At 60.2% G+C, this 22,104-nt stretch carries 22 protein-coding genes, 1 tRNA gene and 1 pseudogene; 15 read left to right on the top strand and 9 right to left on the bottom strand.

The features are described from left to right. Positions 1-12: 12 nt before the first annotated feature. The 5 genes from DSM107133_RS10390 to DSM107133_RS10370 form a co-directional block, all read right to left on the bottom strand. Positions 13-1,227 (bottom strand): NADP-dependent isocitrate dehydrogenase, encoded by a 1,215-nt coding sequence (locus tag DSM107133_RS10390; RefSeq protein WP_114295401.1) that lies wholly within the window; start codon positions 1,225-1,227, stop codon positions 13-15. Positions 1,228-1,481: 254 nt separating this feature from the next. Continuing rightward, positions 1,482-1,895, bottom strand: a complete 414-nt coding sequence (locus tag DSM107133_RS10385) for a hypothetical protein (RefSeq protein WP_114295400.1) — start codon at positions 1,893-1,895, stop codon at positions 1,482-1,484. Positions 1,896-1,995: 100 nt separating this feature from the next. Then, positions 1,996-2,613 carry an HD domain-containing protein gene (locus tag DSM107133_RS10380; protein WP_114295399.1) on the bottom strand — a complete coding sequence of 206 codons (618 nt, stop codon included), beginning with the start codon at positions 2,611-2,613 and terminating at the stop codon, positions 1,996-1,998. Positions 2,614-2,621: 8 nt separating this feature from the next. After that, positions 2,622-2,858 (bottom strand): hypothetical protein, encoded by a 237-nt coding sequence (locus DSM107133_RS10375; protein WP_114295398.1) that lies wholly within the window; start codon positions 2,856-2,858, stop codon positions 2,622-2,624. Beyond that, positions 2,858-3,511 carry an alpha/beta hydrolase gene (locus DSM107133_RS10370; protein ID WP_114295397.1) on the bottom strand — a complete coding sequence of 218 codons (654 nt, stop codon included), beginning with the start codon at positions 3,509-3,511 and terminating at the stop codon, positions 2,858-2,860. Before DSM107133_RS10370 ends, DSM107133_RS10375 begins: the two co-directional genes overlap by 1 nt. 183 nt (positions 3,512-3,694) lie before the next feature. Between DSM107133_RS10370 and DSM107133_RS10365 the strand changes: the two genes are divergently transcribed. The 10 genes from DSM107133_RS10365 (at position 3,695) to DSM107133_RS10320 (ending at position 12,226) form a co-directional block, all read left to right on the top strand. Beyond that, positions 3,695-4,153 (top strand): Rrf2 family transcriptional regulator, encoded by a 459-nt coding sequence (locus DSM107133_RS10365; RefSeq protein ID WP_114295396.1) that lies wholly within the window; start codon positions 3,695-3,697, stop codon positions 4,151-4,153. Between the two features lie 68 nt (positions 4,154-4,221). Further along, the gene (locus tag DSM107133_RS10360) at positions 4,222-5,292 is read left to right on the top strand and encodes a cysteine desulfurase family protein (protein ID WP_114295395.1); all 1,071 of its coding nucleotides are present in this window, start codon (positions 4,222-4,224) and stop codon (positions 5,290-5,292) included. A 31-nt stretch (positions 5,293-5,323) separates the two neighbouring features. Beyond that, positions 5,324-6,850: a Fe-S cluster assembly protein SufB gene (gene sufB / locus DSM107133_RS10355; RefSeq protein WP_240310687.1), complete on the top strand. Its 1,527-nt coding sequence runs from the start codon at positions 5,324-5,326 to the stop codon at positions 6,848-6,850. A gap of 3 nt (positions 6,851-6,853) precedes the next feature. After that, complete coding sequence (locus DSM107133_RS10350; RefSeq protein WP_114295394.1) at positions 6,854-7,654, top strand: polysaccharide pyruvyl transferase family protein; 801 nt, start codon at positions 6,854-6,856, stop codon at positions 7,652-7,654. A gap of 27 nt (positions 7,655-7,681) precedes the next feature. Beyond that, positions 7,682-8,437, top strand: a complete 756-nt coding sequence (sufC, locus tag DSM107133_RS10345) for a Fe-S cluster assembly ATPase SufC (protein ID WP_114295393.1) — start codon at positions 7,682-7,684, stop codon at positions 8,435-8,437. Then, positions 8,437-9,720, top strand: a complete 1,284-nt coding sequence (gene sufD / locus DSM107133_RS10340) for a Fe-S cluster assembly protein SufD (protein WP_114295392.1) — start codon at positions 8,437-8,439, stop codon at positions 9,718-9,720. Before sufC ends, sufD begins: the two co-directional genes overlap by 1 nt. Next, entirely contained in the window at positions 9,720-10,205 is a 486-nt protein-coding gene (locus tag DSM107133_RS10335) for a YIP1 family protein (protein ID WP_114295391.1), read from the top strand. Before sufD ends, DSM107133_RS10335 begins: the two co-directional genes overlap by 1 nt. Next, complete coding sequence (locus DSM107133_RS10330) at positions 10,202-10,801, top strand: YIP1 family protein (protein WP_114295390.1); 600 nt, start codon at positions 10,202-10,204, stop codon at positions 10,799-10,801. Before DSM107133_RS10335 ends, DSM107133_RS10330 begins: the two co-directional genes overlap by 4 nt. Continuing rightward, positions 10,794-12,014, top strand: a complete 1,221-nt coding sequence (locus DSM107133_RS10325; RefSeq protein WP_114295389.1) for a cysteine desulfurase — start codon at positions 10,794-10,796, stop codon at positions 12,012-12,014. Before DSM107133_RS10330 ends, DSM107133_RS10325 begins: the two co-directional genes overlap by 8 nt. Before the next feature lie 135 nt (positions 12,015-12,149). Beyond that, positions 12,150-12,226, top strand: a tRNA-Arg gene (locus DSM107133_RS10320). Positions 12,227-12,648: 422 nt separating this feature from the next. Here the strand turns inward: DSM107133_RS10320 and DSM107133_RS10315 are convergent. Both DSM107133_RS10315 and DSM107133_RS10310 read right to left on the bottom strand, forming a co-directional pair. Further along, a pseudogene (locus DSM107133_RS10315) lies at positions 12,649-12,768 on the bottom strand (IS110 family transposase); the annotation flags it as partial. Positions 12,769-13,197: 429 nt separating this feature from the next. Continuing rightward, positions 13,198-13,767, bottom strand: a complete 570-nt coding sequence (locus tag DSM107133_RS10310) for a DUF882 domain-containing protein (RefSeq protein ID WP_114295387.1) — start codon at positions 13,765-13,767, stop codon at positions 13,198-13,200. A 316-nt stretch (positions 13,768-14,083) separates the two neighbouring features. Between DSM107133_RS10310 and DSM107133_RS10305 the strand changes: the two genes are divergently transcribed. From DSM107133_RS10305 to DSM107133_RS10290, 4 genes are read left to right on the top strand one after another with little or no spacing between them, the layout of a single operon-like run. Next, a complete protein-coding gene (locus DSM107133_RS10305) occupies positions 14,084-15,691 on the top strand; it encodes a L,D-transpeptidase family protein (RefSeq protein WP_114295386.1) in 1,608 nt (535 codons plus the stop codon). 46 nt (positions 15,692-15,737) lie between these two features. Then, positions 15,738-16,829, top strand: coding sequence for a UDP-3-O-(3-hydroxymyristoyl)glucosamine N-acyltransferase (gene lpxD / locus DSM107133_RS10300; protein ID WP_114295385.1), 1,092 nt, complete (start codon positions 15,738-15,740; stop codon positions 16,827-16,829). Between the two features lie 39 nt (positions 16,830-16,868). Beyond that, entirely contained in the window at positions 16,869-17,135 is a 267-nt protein-coding gene (locus tag DSM107133_RS10295) for an acyl carrier protein (protein WP_114295384.1), read from the top strand. After that, a complete protein-coding gene (locus tag DSM107133_RS10290; protein ID WP_114295383.1) occupies positions 17,132-18,343 on the top strand; it encodes a beta-ketoacyl-[acyl-carrier-protein] synthase family protein in 1,212 nt (403 codons plus the stop codon). The genes DSM107133_RS10295 and DSM107133_RS10290 overlap by 4 nt, the downstream gene beginning before the upstream one ends. Before the next feature lie 82 nt (positions 18,344-18,425). Here DSM107133_RS10290 and DSM107133_RS10285 read toward each other — a convergent pair whose 3' ends face one another. Further along, entirely contained in the window at positions 18,426-19,076 is a 651-nt protein-coding gene (locus DSM107133_RS10285; protein WP_114295382.1) for an invasion associated locus B family protein, read from the bottom strand. A 490-nt stretch (positions 19,077-19,566) separates the two neighbouring features. Between DSM107133_RS10285 and DSM107133_RS10280 the strand changes: the two genes are divergently transcribed. Next, the gene (locus DSM107133_RS10280; protein WP_114295596.1) at positions 19,567-21,111 is read left to right on the top strand and encodes a helicase HerA-like domain-containing protein; all 1,545 of its coding nucleotides are present in this window, start codon (positions 19,567-19,569) and stop codon (positions 21,109-21,111) included. Here DSM107133_RS10280 and DSM107133_RS10275 read toward each other — a convergent pair. Next, entirely contained in the window at positions 21,098-21,988 is an 891-nt protein-coding gene (locus DSM107133_RS10275; RefSeq protein ID WP_114295381.1) for a DMT family transporter, read from the bottom strand. The genes DSM107133_RS10280 and DSM107133_RS10275 overlap by 14 nt on opposite strands. Positions 21,989-22,104: the final 116 nt, after the last annotated feature.

Here is a 22,104-nt window from a genome sequence, read left to right as displayed (position 1 = left end):
AACCGCCAAAAACTACCCCTTCAGCGCCGCGTTCAGGTTCTCGTCGACCTTCTCGAGGAACCCCATCGTCGTCAGCCAGCCCTGATCCGGCCCGACCAGCAGCGCCAGATCCTTGGTCATGAAGCCGCTTTCGACCGTGTCCACAACCACCTTTTCCAGCGTTTGCGCGAATTCGATCAGGGCCGAATTGTCGTCCAGTTTGCCGCGATGTTTCAGCCCGCCGGTCCATGCATAGATTGACGCGATCGAGTTGGTCGAGGTCTGTTCGCCCTTCTGGTGCTGGCGATAGTGGCGGGTGACCGTGCCGTGGGCGGCTTCGGCCTCGACGATCTTGCCGTCGGGGGTCATCAGCAGGGACGTCATCAGCCCCAGCGAGCCAAAGCCCTGCGCCACGGTGTCGGACTGCACGTCGCCGTCATAGTTCTTGCAGGCCCAGACATAGCCGCCCGACCATTTCATCGCCGAGGCGACCATGTCGTCGATCAGCCGGTGTTCGTACCAGATACCGGCGGCCTTGAATTTATCCGCGAATTCCGCGTCATAGACTTCCTGGAAGATGTCCTTGAACCGCCCGTCATAGGCCTTGAGGATGGTGTTCTTGGTCGACAGATAGACCGGATAACCGCGTTGCAGCCCGTAGTTCAGCGAGGCGCGGGCAAAGTCATAGATCGACGCATCAAGGTTATACATGCCCATCGCCACACCGGCAGCGGGCGCGTCGAACACCTCGCGCTCAATGGTCTCACCGTCGTCACCGACAAAGGTCATGGTCAGCTTGCCGGGGCCGGGAAAGCGGAAGTCGGTGGCACGGTACTGGTCGCCGTAGGCGTGACGGCCCACCACGATCGGCTGGGTCCAGCCGGGCACAAGGCGCGGCACGTTCTTGCAGATGATCGGCTCGCGGAAGATCACGCCGCCCAGGATGTTGCGGATCGTCCCGTTGGGCGAGCGGTACATGCGTTTCAGGCCAAACTCTTCAACCCGCGCCTCGTCCGGTGTGATCGTCGCGCATTTGACAGCAACGCCGACTTCCTTGGTTTTCTCGGCGGCATCAATGGTGATCTGGTCGTCGGTTGCGTCGCGGCTTTCGATGCCCAGATCGTAGTACAGAAGGTCGATGTCCAGATAGGGCAGGATCAGCTTTTTCTTGATAAACTCCCAGATGATGCGGGTCATTTCATCGCCATCCATCTCGACGATGGGGTTGTCCACCTTGATCTTGCTCATGCGCGTCACCTTTTCAATGGCGTTTGGGGTTGGTATCGGTCTAGCGTACAAGCTGCCGCGCGGAAAGAGTGTATACAAATGTATACCGTTTTGCCGCGCCCCGCTCGACACCACATCGGCGGATGCCCGCGCTGCGTGCGCAAATGCCCTGTTTGCGGGCGCTTTTCAGGGCCGCAGACAGAGAAACGCCGCTGCCTTGAGGGAAGACAACGGCGCGCAATGTGCCCGATCATCAGGCACATCAGGAAAAAAGGTTACTTGGCCGTGATGACCTGCATGACCAGTTTGTCATCAACTTTGACGGGGCCGTCTTCCTTGGCACCCAGCGTGTATTCGAACACGCCGGTTTTCATGCCGCCGGTCTCGCCGTGGACCATCAGCATCAGCATGTCGCCGGGCTTGACCTCTTCCTGGAGGATTGCGGCCACGTCCATGTTGTCGCCCTTGCGCAGCGGCGCATAGCCTACGACGGGACCGGGTTTCATATCGGCATCGGTACGGTGGACCACCATCCAGCCGTTTTCGCCGGCGACCACTTTATCAGCTGCAACAACGCCGTTTTCGACGGATTGGTCTGCGGCCTCGACAGAGGGGGCCATGGCGTGTGCAGCGGCAAAGACGCCGGTGGCAGAGACGGAAAGGGCGAGTGCGACAAGTGCGGTTTTCATGGTATCATCCTCTTGTTGATGGCGGCGCAGCCGGAAATCCCGACCCGCTTGAGAACAAGCACGCGCCGCGCAAGCAGAAGTTTCAACGTTGTGAAAAAAATCAGGCCCGCGCAAAAAACGCAGCAAGGCGCGGTCGCAACCATGCCCACAGCACCGGCGCACCGCGGTTTACGGGGGTGCCGACGCGGGTGTCGAGCTGGTCCATCGTGACATTGTATTCGATCCATGTGCCGCCACCGCTGTACAGGTTGCCCACAGGGGCCTGCGTGCGGTCAATGGCCTTGGCAAATTGTGCATCGGCGCTTTGGGCGGCTTCGAATTCATCCCACAGGGCGCGGAACTCACGGGCCTGATCCGCGGGCAGCAGGTTGAACAGACGATCCGCCGCGGCGGCTTCTTTCAGCGCCATCGCTTCGTGATCAACATTGCCGTGAATGGGCGCATCGCCCGCGTCGATTTCCACGATGTCGTGGATCAACAACATGCGGATGACGCGGGACACATCGACTTCGGGTGCAGCATGTTCGCCCAGCACGGCCACATAAAGCATGATGTGCCAGGAATGTTCGGCCGAGTTTTCGCACCGCGAGTCGTCCAGCAGCCGGGACGCGCGCAGGACGCCTTTGAGTTTATCGACTTCGCGCAGGAAATCTATTTGCCGGTCCAGACGGTCCTTTTGGTCTGCACTCAAGTCCAACAGGGGGGCGGTCTGGGTCATTGTCGGGCCTATGTTTCGGCTTTGGATTGGAATTCTTTCAGCTTTTTGACCAGAAAAGCGCGGCCTTGCTGTTCGGCCATCCGCGTGCGCACCGCCGTCAAGAACGCTTCTTCCAGCGTTTGCGACGATGCGCCCAGAACTTCGCCCAGCTTCATGAACAGCCTGTCATCTCCGATCTTGCGTTGAACGGCGATGCATTCTTCGGCCAGCTTGTTGGCCATGTCCTGGACGGAAGGGTCGGTCATCAGCGGCTGTTTTCAGTCAGGCGTCGTTTCACATAGTCGGTTGTGGTGTTGATCAGCGTATCAAGATGCGGTTCTTCAAAGAAGTGGCCGGCGCCTTCGACCTCGGTATGGGTGATGGTGATGCCTTTTTGCTCGTGCAGTTTGTTCACCAGCGCGGTTGTATCGGCGGGCGGCGCCACGCGATCAGCCGTGCCGTTGATCACCAGACCCGAAGCCGGGCAGGGCGCCAGGAACGAAAAGTCGTACATGTTCGCAGGCGGCGACACCGAGATGAAGCCGGTGATTTCAGGGCGGCGCATCAGCAGCTGCATCCCGATCCACGCACCGAACGAAAAGCCCGCAACCCAGCAATGTTTCGAGTTGTTGTTCATCGACTGCAAGTAATCGAGCGCCGAGGCGGCATCGGACAATTCGCCAATGCCCTGATCGTATTCACCCTGGCTGCGGCCCACGCCACGGAAGTTGAACCGCAGAACGGTGAACCCCATGTTGTAAAACGCATAGTGCATACGGTGGACCACCTTGTGGTTCATCGTGCCGCCAAACTGGGGGTGGGGATGCAGAACGATTGCAATCGGGGCGTCACGTTCTTTTTGCGGGTGATAGCGGCCTTCGAGGCGGCCTTCGGGTCCGGGAAAAATGACCTCGGGCATGGGCATCCTGTGCTTTGGCGTTTCAAGGAACCGGATTTCTTGACGAAATCACTCAGCCACCTTAGAACGGTTCTAAATGAAGCGATAGGCGCTTGCGCATATCGCGGTTCAAAGGGATGTAGGCCCTTGGCGCGCAGAGGTCAATCTGTCACTGCGTCCAGCGGCATTTGGAGGGCACGAGACATGAAGCTGTCGACAAAGGGAAGATACGCGATGGTGGCGCTGTCTGACATCGCCTTGCAGCCCGAAGGCACATTGGTGAGCCTTGGTGATATTGCAACGCGCCAGTCGGTGTCGCTGCCCTATCTGGAACAGTTGTTTGTCAAGCTGCGTCGCGCCGAATTGGTGACCTCGGTGCGCGGGCCGGGGGGCGGGTATCGTCTGTCGCGGCCGGCCTCGGATATTCGGGTGGTCGATGTGCTGGAAGCCGTCGATGAAAAGGTCGATGCGATGCACAAGGGCGCAGGGGCGTCGGGCGGCACCTCGGGCAGCCGTGCGCAATCGCTGAACAACCGCCTGTGGGAGGGGTTGAGCGCGCATGTCTATGTGTTTCTGCACCAGACTCGGCTGTCGGATGTGATCGACAACGAACTGGCACCCTGTCCGGCGGTGCCAAACCTGTTTGCGGTTGTGGACGAATAAAACGCGATCTGGGGGCGCTGCCCCCGTCCCTGCGGGACTCCCCCGGGATTTTTTGAACCAGAGAAAGTATGATGCGGATCTATCTGGATCACAATGCAACCAGCCCATTGCGGGCCGAAGCGCGCGCCGCAATGGTCGCGGCGATGGACGTGGTGGGCAATCCCTCCAGCGTTCACGCCGAAGGGCGCGCGGCCAAGTCGCTGATGGAGCGCGCACGGGCGGATGTGGCCGAGGCGCTGGGGGCGGTCGAGGCGGACATTGTGTTCACCTCGGGTGCGACCGAGGCGGCGGGGCTGGCCTGTGCGGGGCGTGATCTGGCCGGTGCTGCGGTAGAGCATGATGCGGTCGGTGCCTGGGTGCGCGATGCGCTGGCGGTGGATGCGCAAGGGCGCGTAACCGTCGAAGATGCGGGCGGGTCGGTGTTGCAACTGGCGAACTCCGAAACCGGTGTGATCCAGAATGTGCCCGCGGGGATCGCCGTGTGCGACATGACACAGGTCTTTGGCAAGATGCCGCTGGACTTCATGGCATCCGGCGCGCGCATGGCATTGGTGTCGGCGCACAAGCTGGGCGGACCCAAGGGCATCGGCGCGCTGGTCTTGCGCCGTGGCCAGGAAGTGCCAGCGCAGATCAAGGGCGGAGGGCAGGAAATGGGCCGCCGTTCGGGCACCGAAAACATCCTTGGAATGGTCGGTTTTGCCGCCGCCGCCAGGGCTGCGGTGCGCGACGTGCAGGGCGGGCGTTGGGATCGGGTTGCAGAACTTAGAAATATTCTAGAAAACGGTCTTGAGGCTGCGTCAAAGAAGACTATTTTTGTCGGGAAAGATGCGGGCGATTCAGAATCGCTGTCTGTGCCCCACAGGCTGCCCAACACCAGCTGTTTCGTCACCCCCGGATGGAAGGGCGAAACGCAAGTGATGCAGATGGATCTGGCGGGATTTGCCGTCTCGGCAGGGTCGGCCTGTTCCAGTGGTAAGGTGCGCGCCAGCCGGGTGCTGACCGCCATGGGCTTTGCGCCCGCCGATGCTGCCAGCGCCGTGCGCGTGTCGCTGGGGCTGGAGACGACAGAGGATGATGTGCTGCGGTTCATAGATGCATGGACCGGCAAGCTGAGAAAACACGAGGCGCGCGCCGCATAAAGCGCGGCGTCTTAATGGAAGGAAGTCTGGTTTGGACAAAGTACTGGAAAATGACGGCGTTAAAGAGGGCGTCGATCAAGAGACCGTTGACGCGGTTCGCGAGGTGGGCGGTGCCTACAAGCATGGCTGGAACACCGACATCGAAATGGAATACGCCCCCAAGGGGCTGACCGAGGACATCGTCAAGCTGATTTCCGAGAAGAACGAAGAACCGGCTTGGATGCTTGAATGGCGGCTGGAAGCCTATGCGCGCTGGCTGACCAAGGAAGAGCCTGACTGGGCGATGGTCGATTACCCTGAAATCGACTTTCAGGACCAGTATTACTATGCCCGCCCCAAAAGCATGGAGGTCAAGCCAAAGTCATTGGACGAGGTCGACCCCAAGCTGCTGGAAACCTATGCCAAGCTGGGTATTCCGCTGAAGGAACAGATGATTTTGGCCGGTGTCGAAGGCGCGGAAAATGCACCCGCCGAAGGCCGCAAGGTGGCGGTGGATGCGGTGTTCGATTCCGTATCCGTCGGCACCACCTTTCAGGCCGAGTTGAAAAAGGCCGGCGTCATCTTCTGCTCGATCTCGGAAGCGATCCGCGAGCATCCCGAGCTGGTAAAGAAATACCTTGGATCGGTCGTGCCGGTGTCGGACAACTTTTATGCCACGCTGAATTCGGCCGTGTTTTCGGACGGTTCGTTCGTCTATGTGCCACCGGGCGTGCGCTGCCCGATGGAGCTGTCGACCTATTTCCGCATCAACGCGGAAAACACCGGCCAGTTTGAACGCACGCTGATCATCGCGGACAAGGGCAGCTATGTGTCCTATCTGGAAGGGTGTACCGCTCCTGCACGCGACATCGCACAGTTGCACGCTGCCGTGGTCGAGATCATCATCGAAGAAGACGCCGAAGTGAAATATTCGACCGTTCAGAACTGGTATCCCGGTGACGAGAACGGCAAGGGCGGCATCTATAACTTTGTGACCAAACGCGCCGATTGCCGGGGCGACCGGGCAAAGGTGATGTGGACACAGGTGGAAACCGGGTCTGCCGTTACGTGGAAATACCCGTCGTGCATCCTGCGCGGGGACGATTCACAGGGTGAATTCTATTCCATCGCCATTGCCAACAACATGCAGCAGGCCGACACGGGCACCAAGATGGTGCATCTGGGCAAGCGCACCAAATCGCGGATCGTGTCCAAAGGCATCAGCGCGGGCAAGGCGCAGAACACCTATCGCGGCCTGGTGTCGATGCACCCCAAGGCCAAGGAATCGCGCAACTATACGCAGTGCGACAGCCTGTTGATCGGTGACAAATGCGGGGCGCACACGGTGCCCTATATCGAGGTCAAGAACAACTCGTCCCGCGTCGAGCACGAGGCGACCACATCCAAGGTGGATGATGACCAGCTGTTCTATTGCCGGTCGCGCGGCATGGACGAGGAAGAGGCCGTGGCGCTGGTGGTCAACGGGTTCTGCAAGGACGTGTTGCAAGCGTTGCCGATGGAATTTGCGATGGAAGCCCAGGCACTTGTCGCGATTTCGCTGGAAGGGTCGGTGGGCTGAGCCATGGCTGCGGGCGACCCCATAGCTTTGCATTGGTGGAAGGCGGTGCCGAATTTCGGTGACGCGATTTCAGCCATGGTGGTGGCCCATGTGTCGGGCCGCCCCGTGACCCATGCGGGCGCGGGCAAGGCAGACCTGTTTGCTGTGGGTTCGATCATTCAGGTGGCGCGGCGCGCGCATCAGGATGCGCGTGCAGATGGCGTGAAACCGTGGATCTGGGGCAGCGGGATGCTGGCGCCGGTGAACCGTGATTTCCTGTCGCATGTGCAGATTGCAGCGGTGCGCGGGCCGGTCTCGGCGGCGCTGTTGCAGCTTGAAACCGACAGCTTTGGCGATCCGGGCCTGTTGATTTCCGAGGTTGTCACGGACCTGCCTGAACGCAGCGACCGCATCGGGATCGTTCCGCATCATACCCTGGTGGACGCGGCAGCCACGCTGGCCGCCGATCTGGGCTATCTGCTGATCGACCCGCGCGGCGTTGCCAATGACGTGTGCCGCCAGATTGCATCTTGCGCGCATATATTTGCCTCGTCACTGCACGGGCTGATCGTGGCCGATGCTTACGGCGTGCCAAACACCTGGGTCGCGCCCACAGGGCAGGGCCATCTGAAATACCACGACTATGCAGCCGGCGTGGGCCGCAGCCTGATTGCGCCCCTCGCCATGGGTGATATTGCAGGCTTTGACCGTGCCTCTGCCCAGCCACCGCAGGCCTATGCGCAGGGTATTGCCCGTGCCCGCGCCGCGCTGAAATCTACATTCCCGGCACCTTTGCGTGCCGCACCGCATATGGCGTCAGCCTGACGCCCCGAGATGAAGAAAGAGACAGATATGTTGAAAATCAATAACTTGCATGTGCAACTTGAAGAAGAAGACAAACAGATCCTGAAGGGTGTGAACCTTGAGGTGGAGCCGGGCAAGGTGCACGCAATCATGGGCCCGAACGGGTCGGGCAAATCGACACTGTCCTATGTTCTGGCAGGCCGCCCCGGTTATGCGGTGACCGAAGGCACCGCGCATCTGGGCGACGTTGACTTGCTGGAGATCGAGCCGGAAGAACGCGCCGCTGCCGGCCTGTTCCTGGCCTTTCAGTACCCCGTTGAAATCCCCGGCGTCGGCAACATGACCTTTTTGCGCACTGCTGTGAACGCACAGCGCAAGGCGCGCGGCGAAGAGGAAATGAGCGCCGCCGAATTCCTGAAAGTGATCCGCGCCAAGGCGAAAACGCTGAAAATCGACGCCGACATGCTGAAACGCCCCGTCAACGTGGGGTTTTCGGGTGGCGAGAAAAAGCGCAATGAAATCCTGCAAATGGCGATGCTGGAACCCAAGATGTGCATCCTGGACGAGACGGATTCGGGTCTGGACGTGGACGCAATGAAGCTGGTGTCCGAAGGCGTGAACGCGCTGCGCGACGAAGGGCGCGGGTTTCTGGTGATCACCCACTATCAACGTCTGCTGGACCACATCAAACCCGATGTCGTGCACATCATGGCCGATGGCCGTATTATCAAGACTGGCGGCCCCGAACTGGCGCTGGAAGTCGAAAACAACGGCTACACAGATATCCTGTCCGAGGTGGTGTAATGGCGGTTAAGAAACAGATTAACACAGCCGAAACCGAGGCGCGCATCGACACGCTGGACCTGCCGCAAGCCGGCTGGTCGGCGCCGTCGCGCGCTGATGCCCTGCTGCGTTTGCGGGCGATGGGCATGCCGGGCCGTCGTGACGAATACTGGAAATTCACCCGTCCCGACGCGCTGGTACAGGCAACTGCCCCCGCTGCCGATATCTTTGACAACGACGAAGCGCCGTTGATGGATGGCCAGCCCTGTTTGCGTGTGGTTTTTGTCGATGGTGTTTTTGATGCCGATGCCTCGGACGATCTGGCGCTTGAAGGGATCGAAATCAGCCGTCTGGCCGACACGACCGCCGACATTCACTGGGCGCAATCATTGCACGGCACGCTGGAAGCCGCAGGGCAGACACCTGTTGCGCGGCCTCTGGCGGCGTTGGCCACAGCCTTTGCCACCGACGGTTTGTTGATCCGTGTGACAGGCCAGCCGTCCAAGCCGGTCAACGTGATCTATAATCGCGCAAACGACAGCGCCGATGTGATGCTGCACCATGTGGTCAAGCTGGAACAGGGCGCAGCGCTGACCTTGCTGGAAAGCGGCCCTGCGGCGGCGCGGTTGAATACGGTGATGGAAGTGGACGTGGCCGACAAGGCTGCCTTCCACCACGTCCGCACCCAAGGGCGTGACCATCAGCGGCTGGCTGCGACCCATGTGTTTGGCCGTCTGGGCGCGGAAAGCACGTTCAAATCCTTTACCCTGACCGCCAATGGCAAGATGACGCGCAACGAATGTGTGCTGGAGCTGACCGGTGACGACGCGGTGGCCCATGTGGCCGGTGCCTGCGTGGGCGACGGTGATTTCCATCACGATGACACGGTGTTCGTGACCCATGACGCGGTGAACTGCGAAAGCCGCCAGGTGTTCAAGAAGGTGCTGCGCAACGGTGCCACAGGCGTGTTCCAGGGCAAGATCCTGGTCAAGGCCGGTGCACAGAAAACCGACGGCTACCAGATTAGCCAGTCGCTGCTGCTGGACGGCGACAGCCAGTTTTTGGCCAAGCCCGAGCTTGAGATCTATGCCGACGATGTGGCCTGTTCGCACGGCTCGACCTCGGGCGCAATCGACGAAGAGGCGCTGTTTTACCTGCGCTCGCGCGGTGTGCCCGAAGACGCGGCGACGAACCTGCTGACGCTGGCCTTTCTTGCCGAAGCCGTGCAGGAAATCGAAAACGAGGACCTGCGTGCCGACATTGAAACCCGCATGTCGGGCTGGCTAGAGCGTCATCGCAGCTGATGGCCGTCACAACTGACATCGTGGCCACCTACAGGGGGCCGGCCGCGGTGATCCGCAAGCTGCTGGGGCAGGGCCCGCGTGAAGACCGTGCGCTGGTCTATGTGATGGCGGGCTGTCTGATCGTCTTTGTTGCGCAACTGCCGCGTCTGTCGCGCGAGGCGCATCTGACGGGGCAAGAGTTTGACATGCTGGTGGGCGGCGCGCTGCTCGCTTGGATATTCATCATGCCGCTGGTGCTTTATGTGCTGGCCTTTGTGGCGCGGCTGCTGGGCCGCGTTCTGGGCGGGCACGGCACCGGCTATGGCGCACGGCTGGCGCTGTTCTGGGCGGTTCTGGCCTCCAGTCCGGTGATATTGTTGCACGGTCTGGTTGCGGGCCTTATCGGTGCCGGTCCTGCTTTGACATCTGTCGGCGTTGTCTGGCTGTCGGTCTTTGGCTGGTTCTGGGTCGGCGGTTCTCTTGCTCAGGAAAGGGCACAGACATGAGCACGCGCGGATTCGACTGGACCGGCCTTGCCGTATTGTCCTTGCGCAGTCCACGGGATGCGGCGGCGGTTCTGATCGGCTGGCAACTGCCACGCAGCGTCATCTGGACGGCGCTGGCACTGGTCTGTTGCTGCAATGCGATTTTCGCCGGCCTGTCCGAAATGCTGTTTCCCGCGCCGGTCGGGATGATGCCGCCGGTCCTGTTGAACCCGCTGATGCTGTTCCTGCTGCTTACCGGGGGGCTGGTGGTGTCGGTCCACATCCTGCTGTGGGCTGGACGCGCTGTGGGCGGGCAGGGCGCGCTGGAAGATGTCGCAGTTGTGTTGACGTGGTTGCAGGCCCTGCGCGTGGTGGCACAGGTGATTTTGCTGGTGCTGTTGATTGTATCGCCCACGCTTGCCGGACTGTTTTCGATCACGGTGATGTTCATGGGGTTGTGGATCATGGCAAATTTCATCGCACAGGCCTTGTCGTTTGACACGGCCTGGAAGGCGTTCGGGCTGATGGTTGCCCTGACCGTCGGGTTTATGTTCGGGGTGATCGTGTTGCTGTTGATAACAGGTCTTGGAGCTTGGGGGCTTGATGCCAATGTATGATGTCGCAAAAATTCGGGCCGACTTTCCGATCCTGTCGCGCGAGGTGAACGGCAAGCCGCTGGTTTATCTCGACAACGGCGCCTCGGCGCAAAAACCGCAGGTGGTGATCGACGCGATCACCCAGGCCTATGGCCATGAATATGCCAACGTGCACCGCGGGCTGCATTACCTGTCGAACCTTGCCACCGACAAATACGAGGCGGTGCGCGCCACCATCGCGCGGTTCCTGAATGCGGGCTCCGAAGATGACATCATCTTCAATTCGGGCACGACCGAGGGGATCAACATGGTGGCCTACGGCTGGGCCATGCCGCGCCTTCAGGCGGGCGACGAGATCGTGCTGAGCGTCATGGAGCATCACGCGAACATCGTGCCCTGGCATTTCCTGCGCGAACGGCAGGGGGTTGTGTTGAAATGGGTCGATGTGGACAGCACCGGCGCACTGGACCCACAAGCGGTGATTGACGCCATCGGCCCCAAGACCAAACTGGTTGCCGTCACCCATATGTCCAACGTTCTGGGCACCCATGTGGACGTAAAAGCGATCTGTGCCGGTGCCCATGCCAAAGGCGTGCCTGTGCTGGTCGACGGCAGCCAGGCCGCTGTGCACATGCCGGTGGACGTGCAGGACCTCGGTGTCGATTTCTACGCGATCACCGGCCACAAGCTTTATGGCCCCTCCAGTTCGGGCGCGATCTATGTGCACCCCGACCGGATGGCCGAAATGCAACCCTTCATGGGCGGCGGCGACATGATCCGCGAGGTGACCAGGGACACGGTCACCTACAACGACCCGCCGATGAAGTTCGAGGCCGGCACCCCCGGCATCGTCCAGATGATCGGCCTTGGCGTGGCGCTGGATTACATGATGGGCCATGGCATGCAGGCCATTGCCGATCACGAGGCAACTTTGCGTGACTACGCCGTGCAACGCCTGGGCGGCCTGAACTGGTTGCAAGTGCAAGGCACCACACCGGACAAGGGCGCGATCTTCAGCTTCACCCTTGATGGCGCGGCCCATGCCCATGACGTGTCGACGATCCTTGACAAGAAGGGCGTCGCCGTGCGCGCGGGGCACCATTGTGCAGGCCCGCTGATGGAGCACCTTGGCCTCACCGCCAGCTGCCGCGCGTCCTTTGGCATGTACAACACCACAGCCGAAGTCGACGCATTGGTTGACGCCTTGGAACTGGCACACGACCTCTTCGCCTGATCCCATGCTTCTTTTGGCACCAAATATCCCGGGGGACGCCCGCAGGGCGGGGGGCTGGCCCCCGTCCACGAACTGCACCAGACAGGGCATTTAACAATTGCAGGCCATGCGCCGCAAAGCTATACCGCCCCAAGTGGACCATTAGCTCAGCTGGATAGAGCGCTGCCCTCCGAAGGCAGAGGCCAGAGGTTCGAATCCTCTATGGTCCGCCACTTTCACATCTCATGTCTTTGTTTTCGTTGTGTTGTATTGGATTTCGGGGTGTGCCGCCCCCTATATGATCCCCTGCGGCGTGTAGGACCTCATTTGAGCAAGCGGTCGGCAAACAAGTCGAAGCCTTTAGGACTTGAGCTTATGATCTCCGTCTGACTGACAGGACTCCGGTTGGCCCTTGGTCGGTCCTCTCTTCATCGCTCGCGGGTCCCTATGTTTCTCGTTGTGCGGGTACGTATTTTCGCGCCTGCAAGTGCAGTCGGGCGATACCGCTCACCTTTCGCCCATACGGCTCAAGCGATCCGAGCCATCTCGTTTGCCATCGCTACAACAGCCACATTCATGTGCGCGCCAGCTCATCGAGGCGGTCAGCGCATTGCGAAATCGGCGCATTTCGATCCTGCACCAAACGCAGGACCGTTCGTGCCCCATGGATGAACTGCTTGCGTAGATAACGATGGCCGTGCTTGGAGATTGCAATCAATCCTGGTGTGGCGCGCGTCGTGACCTGCTGTGGGATCAGGCCAAGCCGGGCAGATAGCTGCGATTTGGCGGGATGGCAGTTCACATTCCATAAGGACAGGCCTGACCAACGAAAGCGCGTCTTTTCAGTTCAAGCGGCAAGACTGGTACTGACCGATTGTATTCTGTGTTCAACGGTAACTTTGTGCCGCCCAGCGGACGCCCGGTCGGAATGTCCGCGATATATGTTGACTTGGGATGTCGGTATTAGGGTCCAGACCCTAAGTGCGCAGCTATGATACCTCAAGGGATCAGTTTGCACGAACTTCAGCATTTTTTGAAAAAACAGGCGTTTGTCGTGAAACTTTTCCGACGTACAGGCGTTACTTGAATATCTGCGCGACACTGCCTTTCTCGTCCCCCGAGTTTCCAAGCAGTCCCGCACCCGCGCAGCAAAAAGGGCGCCGCCCGGCGCCCTTTTTCGCATGTGGAACTGATAGGCGGTTGTTCAGCCGCCCCAGGTGCGCACAACGCCGCAGTCCATGTGGACAAAATTCGAGCCGGAGTAGCGCCCGACGCCGCCACCGTGGCAGGCCGAGGCGGCCTTGGCCATCTGGTTGACCGATCGCGAGGCCAGACGCAGGTCAGCGGCCTGACCTTTCATGTGAAGCGAATTCTTGGCAACACCGCGGCTGCGCGCACGCAGCATGGCGTTGGTTTTCGGAGACCGGTAGCCCGACAGCAACATATAGGGTTCGTTGATGTCCATCAGGTTGTGTGCGGCGGCCATGATATCAACGGTGCGCAGGTCCATCTTGACCACATCATCGGTGCGCCAGTCGCGCATGAAGTGGTTGATTTCCTTGAACGCGTCCTTGATATAGTCGCCTTCGATCCAATAGATCATATCCAGACGCTCGCCTGTGCGGCCAGAATACATTTTGATGCGGCGGATATCGCCGGCGCCGCGCAAAAAGCCGGCTGCGTTGGCGAAAGTTGGTGCTGCTGCTACGGTCGTTGCAGCGAACGCGCCCAATAGGGCGCGGCGGGTCAAGCCCGTAGAGCGAATTTCAGTCATGATCTTGCGCGTCCCGTATGTCTGCCTGACCGTGATGTTACACGGCCTGTTTCATCTCATCCCCAGATGCATGGTCTGTATGTCATAGCAAGAATCGTTAACCAAGTGCTGAATCCTGCGGGTTCCATCTATCAAGAGTTTTAGGCGAATTTTTGCGCATATTTGGGAAATTGTGCCTTTTTGGCACGAGACCGATGCAAGCCAGCCGCAGGGGAGAAACTTATCGAAATTCCCGCATAAAAGTGAGTGGACACCTCTAGGTTAGACATAGGAAAAACGACTTCAACAGTTTGCGACCATTCCAACCGGGGGAAATATGACGCTTACAGGCAACAGAATTTGGGCGGTCTTTGCGGCGCTGGCAACGATCATCACACTGTGGAGCGTGCCAACGCCTGCATCTGCGCAGGTCACTGCGTTCAAGCAAGCGGTTGCCGAGGGCGCGGCACGCGACAAGGACATCGCCGCCTTTTATCAGGCCAATGGCTACAAAAGCATCTGGACCGGTCGCACCAGCCGCGAGCGCAAGCGCCGTGCAGAGCTGATGAAAGCGCTGAACAATGCCGGCGATCATGGTCTTCCGGTGTCCCGCTATGATCCCGATGGCTTGCTGGCAAAAATGAAGGCCGCCAAATCCCCGCGCGATCTGGGTCTTGTCGAGGTCGAGATCAGCCGCGTTTTCCTGCAATATTCGCGCGACGTGCAAACCGGCGTGCTGGTGCCCTCGCGCATCGACAGCCGCATCGTGCGTCAGGTGCCCTACCGCGACCGCACATCCTATCTGGTGAACTTCGTCAAATCTTCGCCTTCTGGCTTCCTCAAGGCGCTGCCGCCCAAAACCCAGGAATACACCGCGTTGATGAAAGAAAAGCTGCGCATGGAACGTTTGCTGGCAAAGGGCGGCTGGGGGCAGAAAGTGCCTGCTTCGGCGCTGAAACCCGGCCAGTCGGGCAATGCCGTGGTCATTCTGCGCAACCGTCTTATGGCGATGGGCTTTCTGGGCCGCACAGCCTCGCAATCCTATGACGCCAAGATGACGGCGGCGGTTCAGCAGTTCCAGCTGGCCCATGGTCTGGCTGCAGACGGCGTGGCTGGGCAATCGACAATTGTCGAGATGAACCGGACGGTGCAGGAACGTCTGCAATCCATTATCGTTGCAATGGAACGCGAACGCTGGCTGAATCAAGAGCGTGGCCGCCGTCATATTCTGGTGAACATTCCCGACTTTACAGCCAAGGTGTTCGACAACGGCAAGCTGACGTTTGAGACCCGTTCCGTGGTTGGTGCCAACAATTCGGACCGCCCGACGCCCGAGTTTTCCGACGTCATGGAATTCATGGTGATCAACCCCAGCTGGTATGTGCCGCGTTCGATCGTGACAAAGGAATATCTGCCCGCCTTGCAGCGCAACCCCAATGCGGTCAGCCACATCGAGATTACCGACAGCAGGGGCCGCAAGGTCAACCGGGGGGCTGTGAATTTCAGCCAGTACACGGCGCGGACCTTCCCCTTTGCCATGCGCCAGCCGCCCAGCAAGGGCAACGCGCTGGGTCTGGTGAAATTCATGTTCCCGAACCAGTACAACATCTATCTGCACGACACGCCGTCCAAGAACCTGTTTGCACGCGAATCCCGCGCGTTCAGCCACGGCTGTGTGCGTCTGGCCGATCCGTTCGACTTTGCCTATACCCTGTTGGCCAAACAGACGAATGATCCCAAGGGGCTGTTCCAGTCGAAGCTGGCCACAGGCGTCGAACAAACGGTCAACCTGGAACAACCGGTGCCGGTGCACATCATCTACCGGACGGCCTTTACCACACCCAAGGGACACACCCAGTACCGCCGCGATGTTTATGGGCGTGATGGCAAGATCTGGAACGCCCTGTCGCAAGCAGGGGTGGCCTTGCGCGCGGTTCAGGGGTAATTCGGACCCCAACAGGGGACAGTGGTCCCCGCAAGGGGGTACGCATATGTCTTATTCGGTGAAAGAGATTGCAGCGGCGCTGGGGGCGGAGGCCTTTGGCGCCGTTGACCTTTTGATCACGGGTGTGAACGAACCTGCCCTCGCCACAGCCGACCAGCTGGCCATGGCGACCTCTGCCAAATACGCCGAGAGCCTGCCCGATGGCGCCGCACGCGCCGCTGTGCTGTGGCAGGGGGCCGACTGGCAGGCGCTGGGACTGGAGGCGGCGATTGTGCCTGCGCGGCCCCGATTTGCCATGTCCGGTCTGACCCGGATGCTGGACCGGGGGCAGGGGTTTGGCACAGGCATTCACCCCAGTGCCGTGATCGATCCAACTGCCGAGATTGCCGCCGATGTCAGCATCGGGCCGCTGTGCGTGGTGATGGCAGGGGCGCGGATCGGGGCGGGCTCGGTCATCGGGCCGCAGTGTTTCATAGGTACGCAGGCGGTGCTGGGCGCGGGCGCATACCTGCGCGAACAGGTCAGTATCGGGGCCTATTGCCAGATCGGGGACCGCTTTGTCGCGCAGCCGGGCGGGCGCGTGGGGCCTGACGGGTTTTCCTTTGTCACGCCCGAGGTGTCGGGGGCCGAGCAGGCGCGCGCCTCGCTGGGCGCGGACAATGATGCCAAGCCGCAGGCCTATGCACGCATCCATTCGCTGGGGGCCGTGATCATCGGGGATGACGTGGAACTGGGCGCGAACTCGACCATCGACAGCGGCACCATCCGCGCCACCCGCATCGGCAATGGCACCAAGATCGACAACCAGGTGCAGGTCGGCCACAACTGTGTCATCGGCAACGACACGCTGCTATGCGCAGGTGTGGGTGTTGCCGGATCGACCGTGGTGGGCAACAACGTGGTGCTGGGCGGGATGACCGGCGTGGGCGACAATCTGACCATCGGTGACCGTGTTATTTGCGGCGGTGGCACCAAGGTTTTGTCGTCGGTGCCTGCGGGCCGCGTCATGCTGGGCTATCCGGCGACGAGGATGGAAACCCAATTGGAAACCTATAAGGCCCTGCGCCGTCTGCCGCGCCTGTTCCGCGATGTCGCTGCTTTGCAGAAAACAGTTTTCAAGTCGGACAACAGTGACTAAGTCTTTGCGCGAACCGTGGACCAAGTGGGGGACGACCTAATGAGCGTCAAGGACAAGGTTATCGCAATTATCGCTGAACAGGCTGTGCTTGAGCCATCCGACGTGTCGCTGGACAGCACGTTGGAAAGCTTGGGAATCGACAGTCTGGGGCTGGTCGAAAGCATTTTCGCCATCGAGGAAGAGTTCGACATTACTGTGCCCTTCAACGCCAATGATCCCAGCGAAAGCGATTTCGACATTTCGACCGTGGCGTCGATTGTTGCGGGCATCGAAAAGCTGATGGCGGAGCAAAAGGACACCGTATGAAACGGGTTGTCATTACCGGCGCGGGCACTGTCAACGCGCTGGGACACAACGTGGCCGATACGCTCGAGGCCATGCGTGAAGGCCGCTGCGGCATCGGTCCGCTGGAATTTCAGGACGTGGACAGGCTGGCCATCCGTATCGGTGGGCAGGTGCGCGGATTCGAGGCCGAGGGGCGCTATAACCGCCAGCAAATGAGCCTGTATGATCGGTTCACCCAATTCACGCTGGCCGCAGCGAAAGAAGCAATCACGCAATCGGGCCTGACCTTCAGTGGTGAACTGTCCGCCAAATCAGGCGTGGTTCTGGGCACTGCGGGCGGCGGCGTCAGCACCTGGGATGCGAATTATCGCAGCGTCTACGAAGAGGGCAAGAATCGCGTTCACCCCTTTGTTGTCCCCAAGCTGATGAACAATGCTGCCGCCAGCCATGTCAGCATGGAATATAACCTTAAAGGGCCATCCTTCACCGTCTCGACCGCCTGTGCCTCGTCCAATCACGCGATGGCGCAGGCCTTCCAGATGGTGCGCACCGGCATGGCGCCTGCAATGGTCACGGGCGGGTCCGAATCGATGCTGTGTTTTGGCGGGGTCAAGGCATGGGAAGGGCTGCGCGTGATGTCGCGCGATGCCTGCCGCCCGTTCAGCGCCAATCGCAACGGCATGGTGCAAGGCGAAGGCGCGGGCATCTTCGTGTTCGAGGAGTTGGAACACGCCCGCAAACGCGGCGCTGAAATCCTGTGTGAAGTGGCCGGCTTTGCCATGTCGTCCGACGCCAGTGACATCGTGATGCCATCCAAGAACGGCGCTGCGCGTGCGATGGCGGGGGCGCTGGCAGATGCGCGGCTGAACGCAGACGAGGTGGGCTATATCAACGCCCACGGCACCGGCACGGCGGCCAACGACAAGACCGAATGTGCGGCCGTGGCGGATGTGTTCGGTCCGCACGCCGACAAGCTGATGATTTCGTCGACCAAGTCGATGCACGGCCACCTGATCGGCGGCACCGGCGCGGTTGAATTGCTGGCCTGTATCATGGCGCTGCGCGACGGGGTGATTGCGCCCACCATCGGCTATGAAGAACCCGACCCCGAATGCGCGCTGGACGTGGTCCCCAACGAGGCGCGCGACGTGGCCGTCGATGTTGTGCTGTCCAATGCCTTTGCCTTTGGTGGCATGAACGCGGTCTTAGCCCTGCGAAAATTTGGCTGAGCGCTTCTGAGCGTAGTCGGTAAAGCAAAAGGCCGCGCCCTGTTCAAGGACGCGGCCTTTGCGCTCGCCCGAAGGCGCCGCGTTATTGTTCGATCACCGACGATTTTTCAAAACTGTCGGTAAAGCCCTTCAGCGACAGCGTCAGGTTTACCGTTTGATCGGGGGCCAGTGCCGGTACGATGGTGATGGTGGCGTTGGCACCGCGTTTGAATGCGGCGACGTCCTCTGCCACCAGACCGATACGGGCATAGCAGCCGACAGGGTTGCAGAAAGCATAGGGATAGGTGCGCGCCTTGCCGTTATCCACAGCGATTTTCAGCTGTGCGGGCAGCGATGTTTCCAAAGGCACAACAAGGGTTGCGCCGGCCACGGCCTTGCCACCTTCGGGCAGACGGAACAGAGAGAATTCGGCAACAGGCGAGCCCTGACCGTCATCCAACAGCTGGTACATCTGGCAGGGGTCTGTTTCGGCTTCGGTCTTGATGCAGCGTATTTCAAACGCGCCGATCGTCTCGGAAGTGTAGGGTTTGCCCAGTTCGGGATCTGCATCCGCGTCGGCACCCAGGCTCAGCTGTGATTCAATCTCGGTGGCGGAGCCGGATTGGGTTTCGACCGGTGTTCCTTCGGTCGCCGTTGTCTCGGGTGTCGTTGTCGTGTCCTGCGCCAGAACGGACAGCGGCGCGCCCAGCGACAATGCAGCAGTCAACAGCAGGGTTTTGATCGAATTTGACATCTTAACTTCCAGACTTGGTTGCTTTGAGTTCCAGTTAGCACGCAAGGGCGGCACTGTCAGCGGCAGCAGTCATGAAATGTGCTGAATTCAGGCAGTTTTCTGCCACCGGGCGCAGCAAGGGAATAGGCAAAAGAAAAGAGGACCCGTCAGGACCCTCTTTTCAAATGATTTCTCCCCGTCGGACTGGCCGACTTGTTTTAAAGAGAACCTAGGCAAAGACACATAATCGGTCAACTGGAAATCTGTGAAACCTTCAAGTTTGTCGACGGGACAAAGAAATTTCCGAGCTGCCCGGGTGTTACGGCCTGTTCTTACATCAAAAAAGGCCGCACCCGAGGGCGCGGCCAGTCTGACAGGGAGGAAGTCATTCCGCCGCAAAAGGACATGTCGCTGCGGAATGAAAATCACTATGGCCCTAAAAGGTTAAGTTTGTATGGTCAGCGCAACAGGTTTTGCCCGAAGCAAAACCGTCAAGGAACAGGACAGTTTGATGGAAGATGCAGTATTTGTTGGTGGCGGCGGGCCGGATTATGGCACCAAACAGGGGCTAAGCCTGAAATATGCCAACCGTCACGGGCTGATTGCGGGGGCCACTGGCACAGGCAAGACCGTGACACTGCAAATTCTGGCCGAGGGATTTTCGGCTGCCGGCGTGCCGGTGTTCATGGCCGACGTCAAAGGGGATTTGTCCGGTCTGGCCAAGGCGGGCAGCACGGGTAACAAATTGCATGTTCCCTTTACCGAACGCGCGGCAACCATCGGATTTGCAGAGTATTCCTATCAGGCCTTTCCGGTCACGTTCTGGGATCTGTTTGGCGCACAGGGCCATCCTGTGCGCACCACAGTGTCGGAGATGGGGCCGCTGTTGCTGAGCCAGCTTCTGGAACTGAGCGAGGCGCAAGAGGGCATTCTGAATATTGCCTTCCGTCTGGCCGACGAAGAGGGCCTGCCGCTGCTGGACCTCAAGGACTTGCAGGCGCTGCTGGTCTGGATCGGTGAAAATGCCAAAGACCTGTCGCTGCGCTATGGCAATGTGTCCACCGCGTCGATCGGGGCGATCCAGCGGCGGTTGCTGGTGTTGGAAAATCAGGGCGGAACGAACCTGTTCGGTGAACCGGCGCTGGATCTGGCCGACCTGATGCGCTGTGATGCTGACGGGCGGGGCATGGTGAATATTCTGGCCTCGGACAAGCTGATGGGCGCGCCCAAGCTTTATGCGACCTTCCTGTTGTGGCTGCTGAGCGAGCTGTTCGAGGAGCTGCCCGAAGTGGGTGACCCCGACAAACCCAAGCTGGTGTTTTTCTTTGACGAAGCGCACCTGCTGTTCGAAGACGCCCCCAAGGCGCTGGTCAACAAGGTGGAACAGGTGGCGCGGTTGATCCGCTCGAAAGGCGTTGGCGTGTATTTCATCACCCAGAACCCTGCGGATGTGCCCGAAGATATCCTTGGACAGCTTGGCAACCGTGTGCAGCACGCCCTGCGCGCCTTTACTGCCAAGGATCGCAAGGAACTGCGCATGGCGGCCGAAACCTACCGCGAGAACCCCGCCTTTGACACCGAACAGGCCATCCGCGAGGTCGGCGTGGGCGAGGCCGTGACATCGATGTTGCAGAAAAAAGGTGTGCCGGGGATCGTCGAGCGCACGCTGATCCGTCCGCCGTCGTCGCAACTGGGGCCAATCACTGCGAATGAGCGGGCAGAGGTTATGGGGGCTTCGGAAATGGCAGGCAAATATGACATGCCGCTGGACCGCAAGTCGGCTTTTGAAATTCTCAAGGAACGTGCGGCCAAGGCTGCCGCGGATGCTGCCAGGGCCGAAGCACAGGCGGAAGCGGCCGAAGAGCCCGGGGTGCGAGATTTCAACGCGGGCCGACGCTATTCCGGCACGCGGGTGACACGCTCAACCTCACGTTCGACCCGCAGCAGCACCAGTTTCGGCGATCAGATGACCAAGATGGTGGTCAAGGAACTGACCGGCACCACGGGGCGTCGCATTGTACGCGGCATTCTGGGCGGGTTGTTCAAGGGGCGGTAACGGTCTTGCCGCGCCACATGATGAACGCGCCCGACAGCACAATCAGACCGGCACCGACAAAGGTGGCGGTCGTCAGATCCTCGCCAAAAACAAGGACGCCCAGGCCGATCCCGAACAGCAGCCGCGTATAGCGGAACGGGGTGACGGCCGAGACATCGCCCACGCGCATGGCGCGCATCAGCATGGCATAGGCGGTGACGCCTGCAAGGATGGCACCAGCGAGCCACAGGGAGGTGGCGGGGGCGGGCCAGTAGAACGGCTTTGCCTCCCACAGCGAAAACGCGACACCCGCGACGATGACGGCCAGAAAGCCGTAAAAGCCCAAGATCGCCGTGTTGAGCGATTTTGGCGCCGCGCGGCTGGCCAGATCGCGGCCTGCAAAGCCGATCATCCCGAGGATGGCAAAGATTGACAGGGCCGAAAACCCGTTGCTGCCCGGCTTCACAATAACGATCACACCGATCAGCCCGATGACAATCGCGCTCCAGCGCCGCCAGCCGACCTGTTCGCCAAAGACCAGCGCAGCCCCCGCCACCACCAGCAGCGGGGTGGCTTGCAAGATGACCGTGGCCGACGACAGCGGGGTAAGGGCAATGGCCAGAACATAGAACAGGCGGCCTGCCATTTCGAACAGGCTGCGAATTTGCATCACCCGCGACATCGCTGGGCGAGAAAACAGTGCAGCCCCGCTGGCGCGGGCTATCAGGGCAAAGCACAGTGCGCCGCCAAGACCGAAAATGATCAGGATCTGGCCCAGAGGCAAGTCGGATGCTGCGATTTTGATAAAGGCGTCTTCGACGGCAAAGGCAGCCATCGCGCCAATCATGAACAGGCTGCCGGTCAGGTTGTCACGCGGGGATGATAGGGTGAGCGTCATGGGGCGTGCCTGTATTTTGTTATTCTGCGGATCTGTGGCAGTTAAGTCGGCAGAACACCAGATGGCAGAAGCAGGATGTTTCGCACCTCTACCCGCAGTCGGGCGCAGACCTGGCG

The organism is Pseudosulfitobacter sp. DSM 107133, assembly GCF_022788695.1.
Classification (GTDB): Bacteria; Pseudomonadota; Alphaproteobacteria; order Rhodobacterales; family Rhodobacteraceae; genus Pseudosulfitobacter.
This window is presented reverse-complemented; position numbering and strand designations above follow the sequence as displayed.

Coding starts and splice junctions, on each gene's coding strand:
- DSM107133_RS10285 (WP_114295382.1), bottom strand. CDS start 19,076: ATGTCAAATTCGATCAAAACCCTGCTGTTGACTGCTGCATTGTCGCTG.
- DSM107133_RS10290 (WP_114295383.1), top strand. CDS start 17,132: ATGAAACGGGTTGTCATTACCGGCGCGGGCACTGTCAACGCGCTGGGA.
- DSM107133_RS10350 (WP_114295394.1), top strand. CDS start 6,854: ATGGCTGCGGGCGACCCCATAGCTTTGCATTGGTGGAAGGCGGTGCCG.
- DSM107133_RS10335 (WP_114295391.1), top strand. CDS start 9,720: ATGGCCGTCACAACTGACATCGTGGCCACCTACAGGGGGCCGGCCGCG.
- DSM107133_RS10275 (WP_114295381.1), bottom strand. CDS start 21,988: ATGACGCTCACCCTATCATCCCCGCGTGACAACCTGACCGGCAGCCTG.
- DSM107133_RS10375 (WP_114295398.1), bottom strand. CDS start 2,858: ATGACCGACCCTTCCGTCCAGGACATGGCCAACAAGCTGGCCGAAGAA.
- sufD (WP_114295392.1), top strand. CDS start 8,437: ATGGCGGTTAAGAAACAGATTAACACAGCCGAAACCGAGGCGCGCATC.
- DSM107133_RS10295 (WP_114295384.1), top strand. CDS start 16,869: ATGAGCGTCAAGGACAAGGTTATCGCAATTATCGCTGAACAGGCTGTG.
- DSM107133_RS10310 (WP_114295387.1), bottom strand. CDS start 13,767: ATGACTGAAATTCGCTCTACGGGCTTGACCCGCCGCGCCCTATTGGGC.
- DSM107133_RS10360 (WP_114295395.1), top strand. CDS start 4,222: ATGATGCGGATCTATCTGGATCACAATGCAACCAGCCCATTGCGGGCC.
- DSM107133_RS10385 (WP_114295400.1), bottom strand. CDS start 1,895: ATGAAAACCGCACTTGTCGCACTCGCCCTTTCCGTCTCTGCCACCGGC.
- DSM107133_RS10280 (WP_114295596.1), top strand. CDS start 19,567: ATGGAAGATGCAGTATTTGTTGGTGGCGGCGGGCCGGATTATGGCACC.
- DSM107133_RS10390 (WP_114295401.1), bottom strand. CDS start 1,227: ATGAGCAAGATCAAGGTGGACAACCCCATCGTCGAGATGGATGGCGAT.
- DSM107133_RS10370 (WP_114295397.1), bottom strand. CDS start 3,511: ATGCCCGAGGTCATTTTTCCCGGACCCGAAGGCCGCCTCGAAGGCCGC.
- DSM107133_RS10380 (WP_114295399.1), bottom strand. CDS start 2,613: ATGACCCAGACCGCCCCCCTGTTGGACTTGAGTGCAGACCAAAAGGAC.
- lpxD (WP_114295385.1), top strand. CDS start 15,738: ATGTCTTATTCGGTGAAAGAGATTGCAGCGGCGCTGGGGGCGGAGGCC.
- DSM107133_RS10305 (WP_114295386.1), top strand. CDS start 14,084: ATGACGCTTACAGGCAACAGAATTTGGGCGGTCTTTGCGGCGCTGGCA.
- DSM107133_RS10325 (WP_114295389.1), top strand. CDS start 10,794: ATGTATGATGTCGCAAAAATTCGGGCCGACTTTCCGATCCTGTCGCGC.
- DSM107133_RS10330 (WP_114295390.1), top strand. CDS start 10,202: ATGAGCACGCGCGGATTCGACTGGACCGGCCTTGCCGTATTGTCCTTG.
- sufC (WP_114295393.1), top strand. CDS start 7,682: ATGTTGAAAATCAATAACTTGCATGTGCAACTTGAAGAAGAAGACAAA.
- DSM107133_RS10365 (WP_114295396.1), top strand. CDS start 3,695: ATGAAGCTGTCGACAAAGGGAAGATACGCGATGGTGGCGCTGTCTGAC.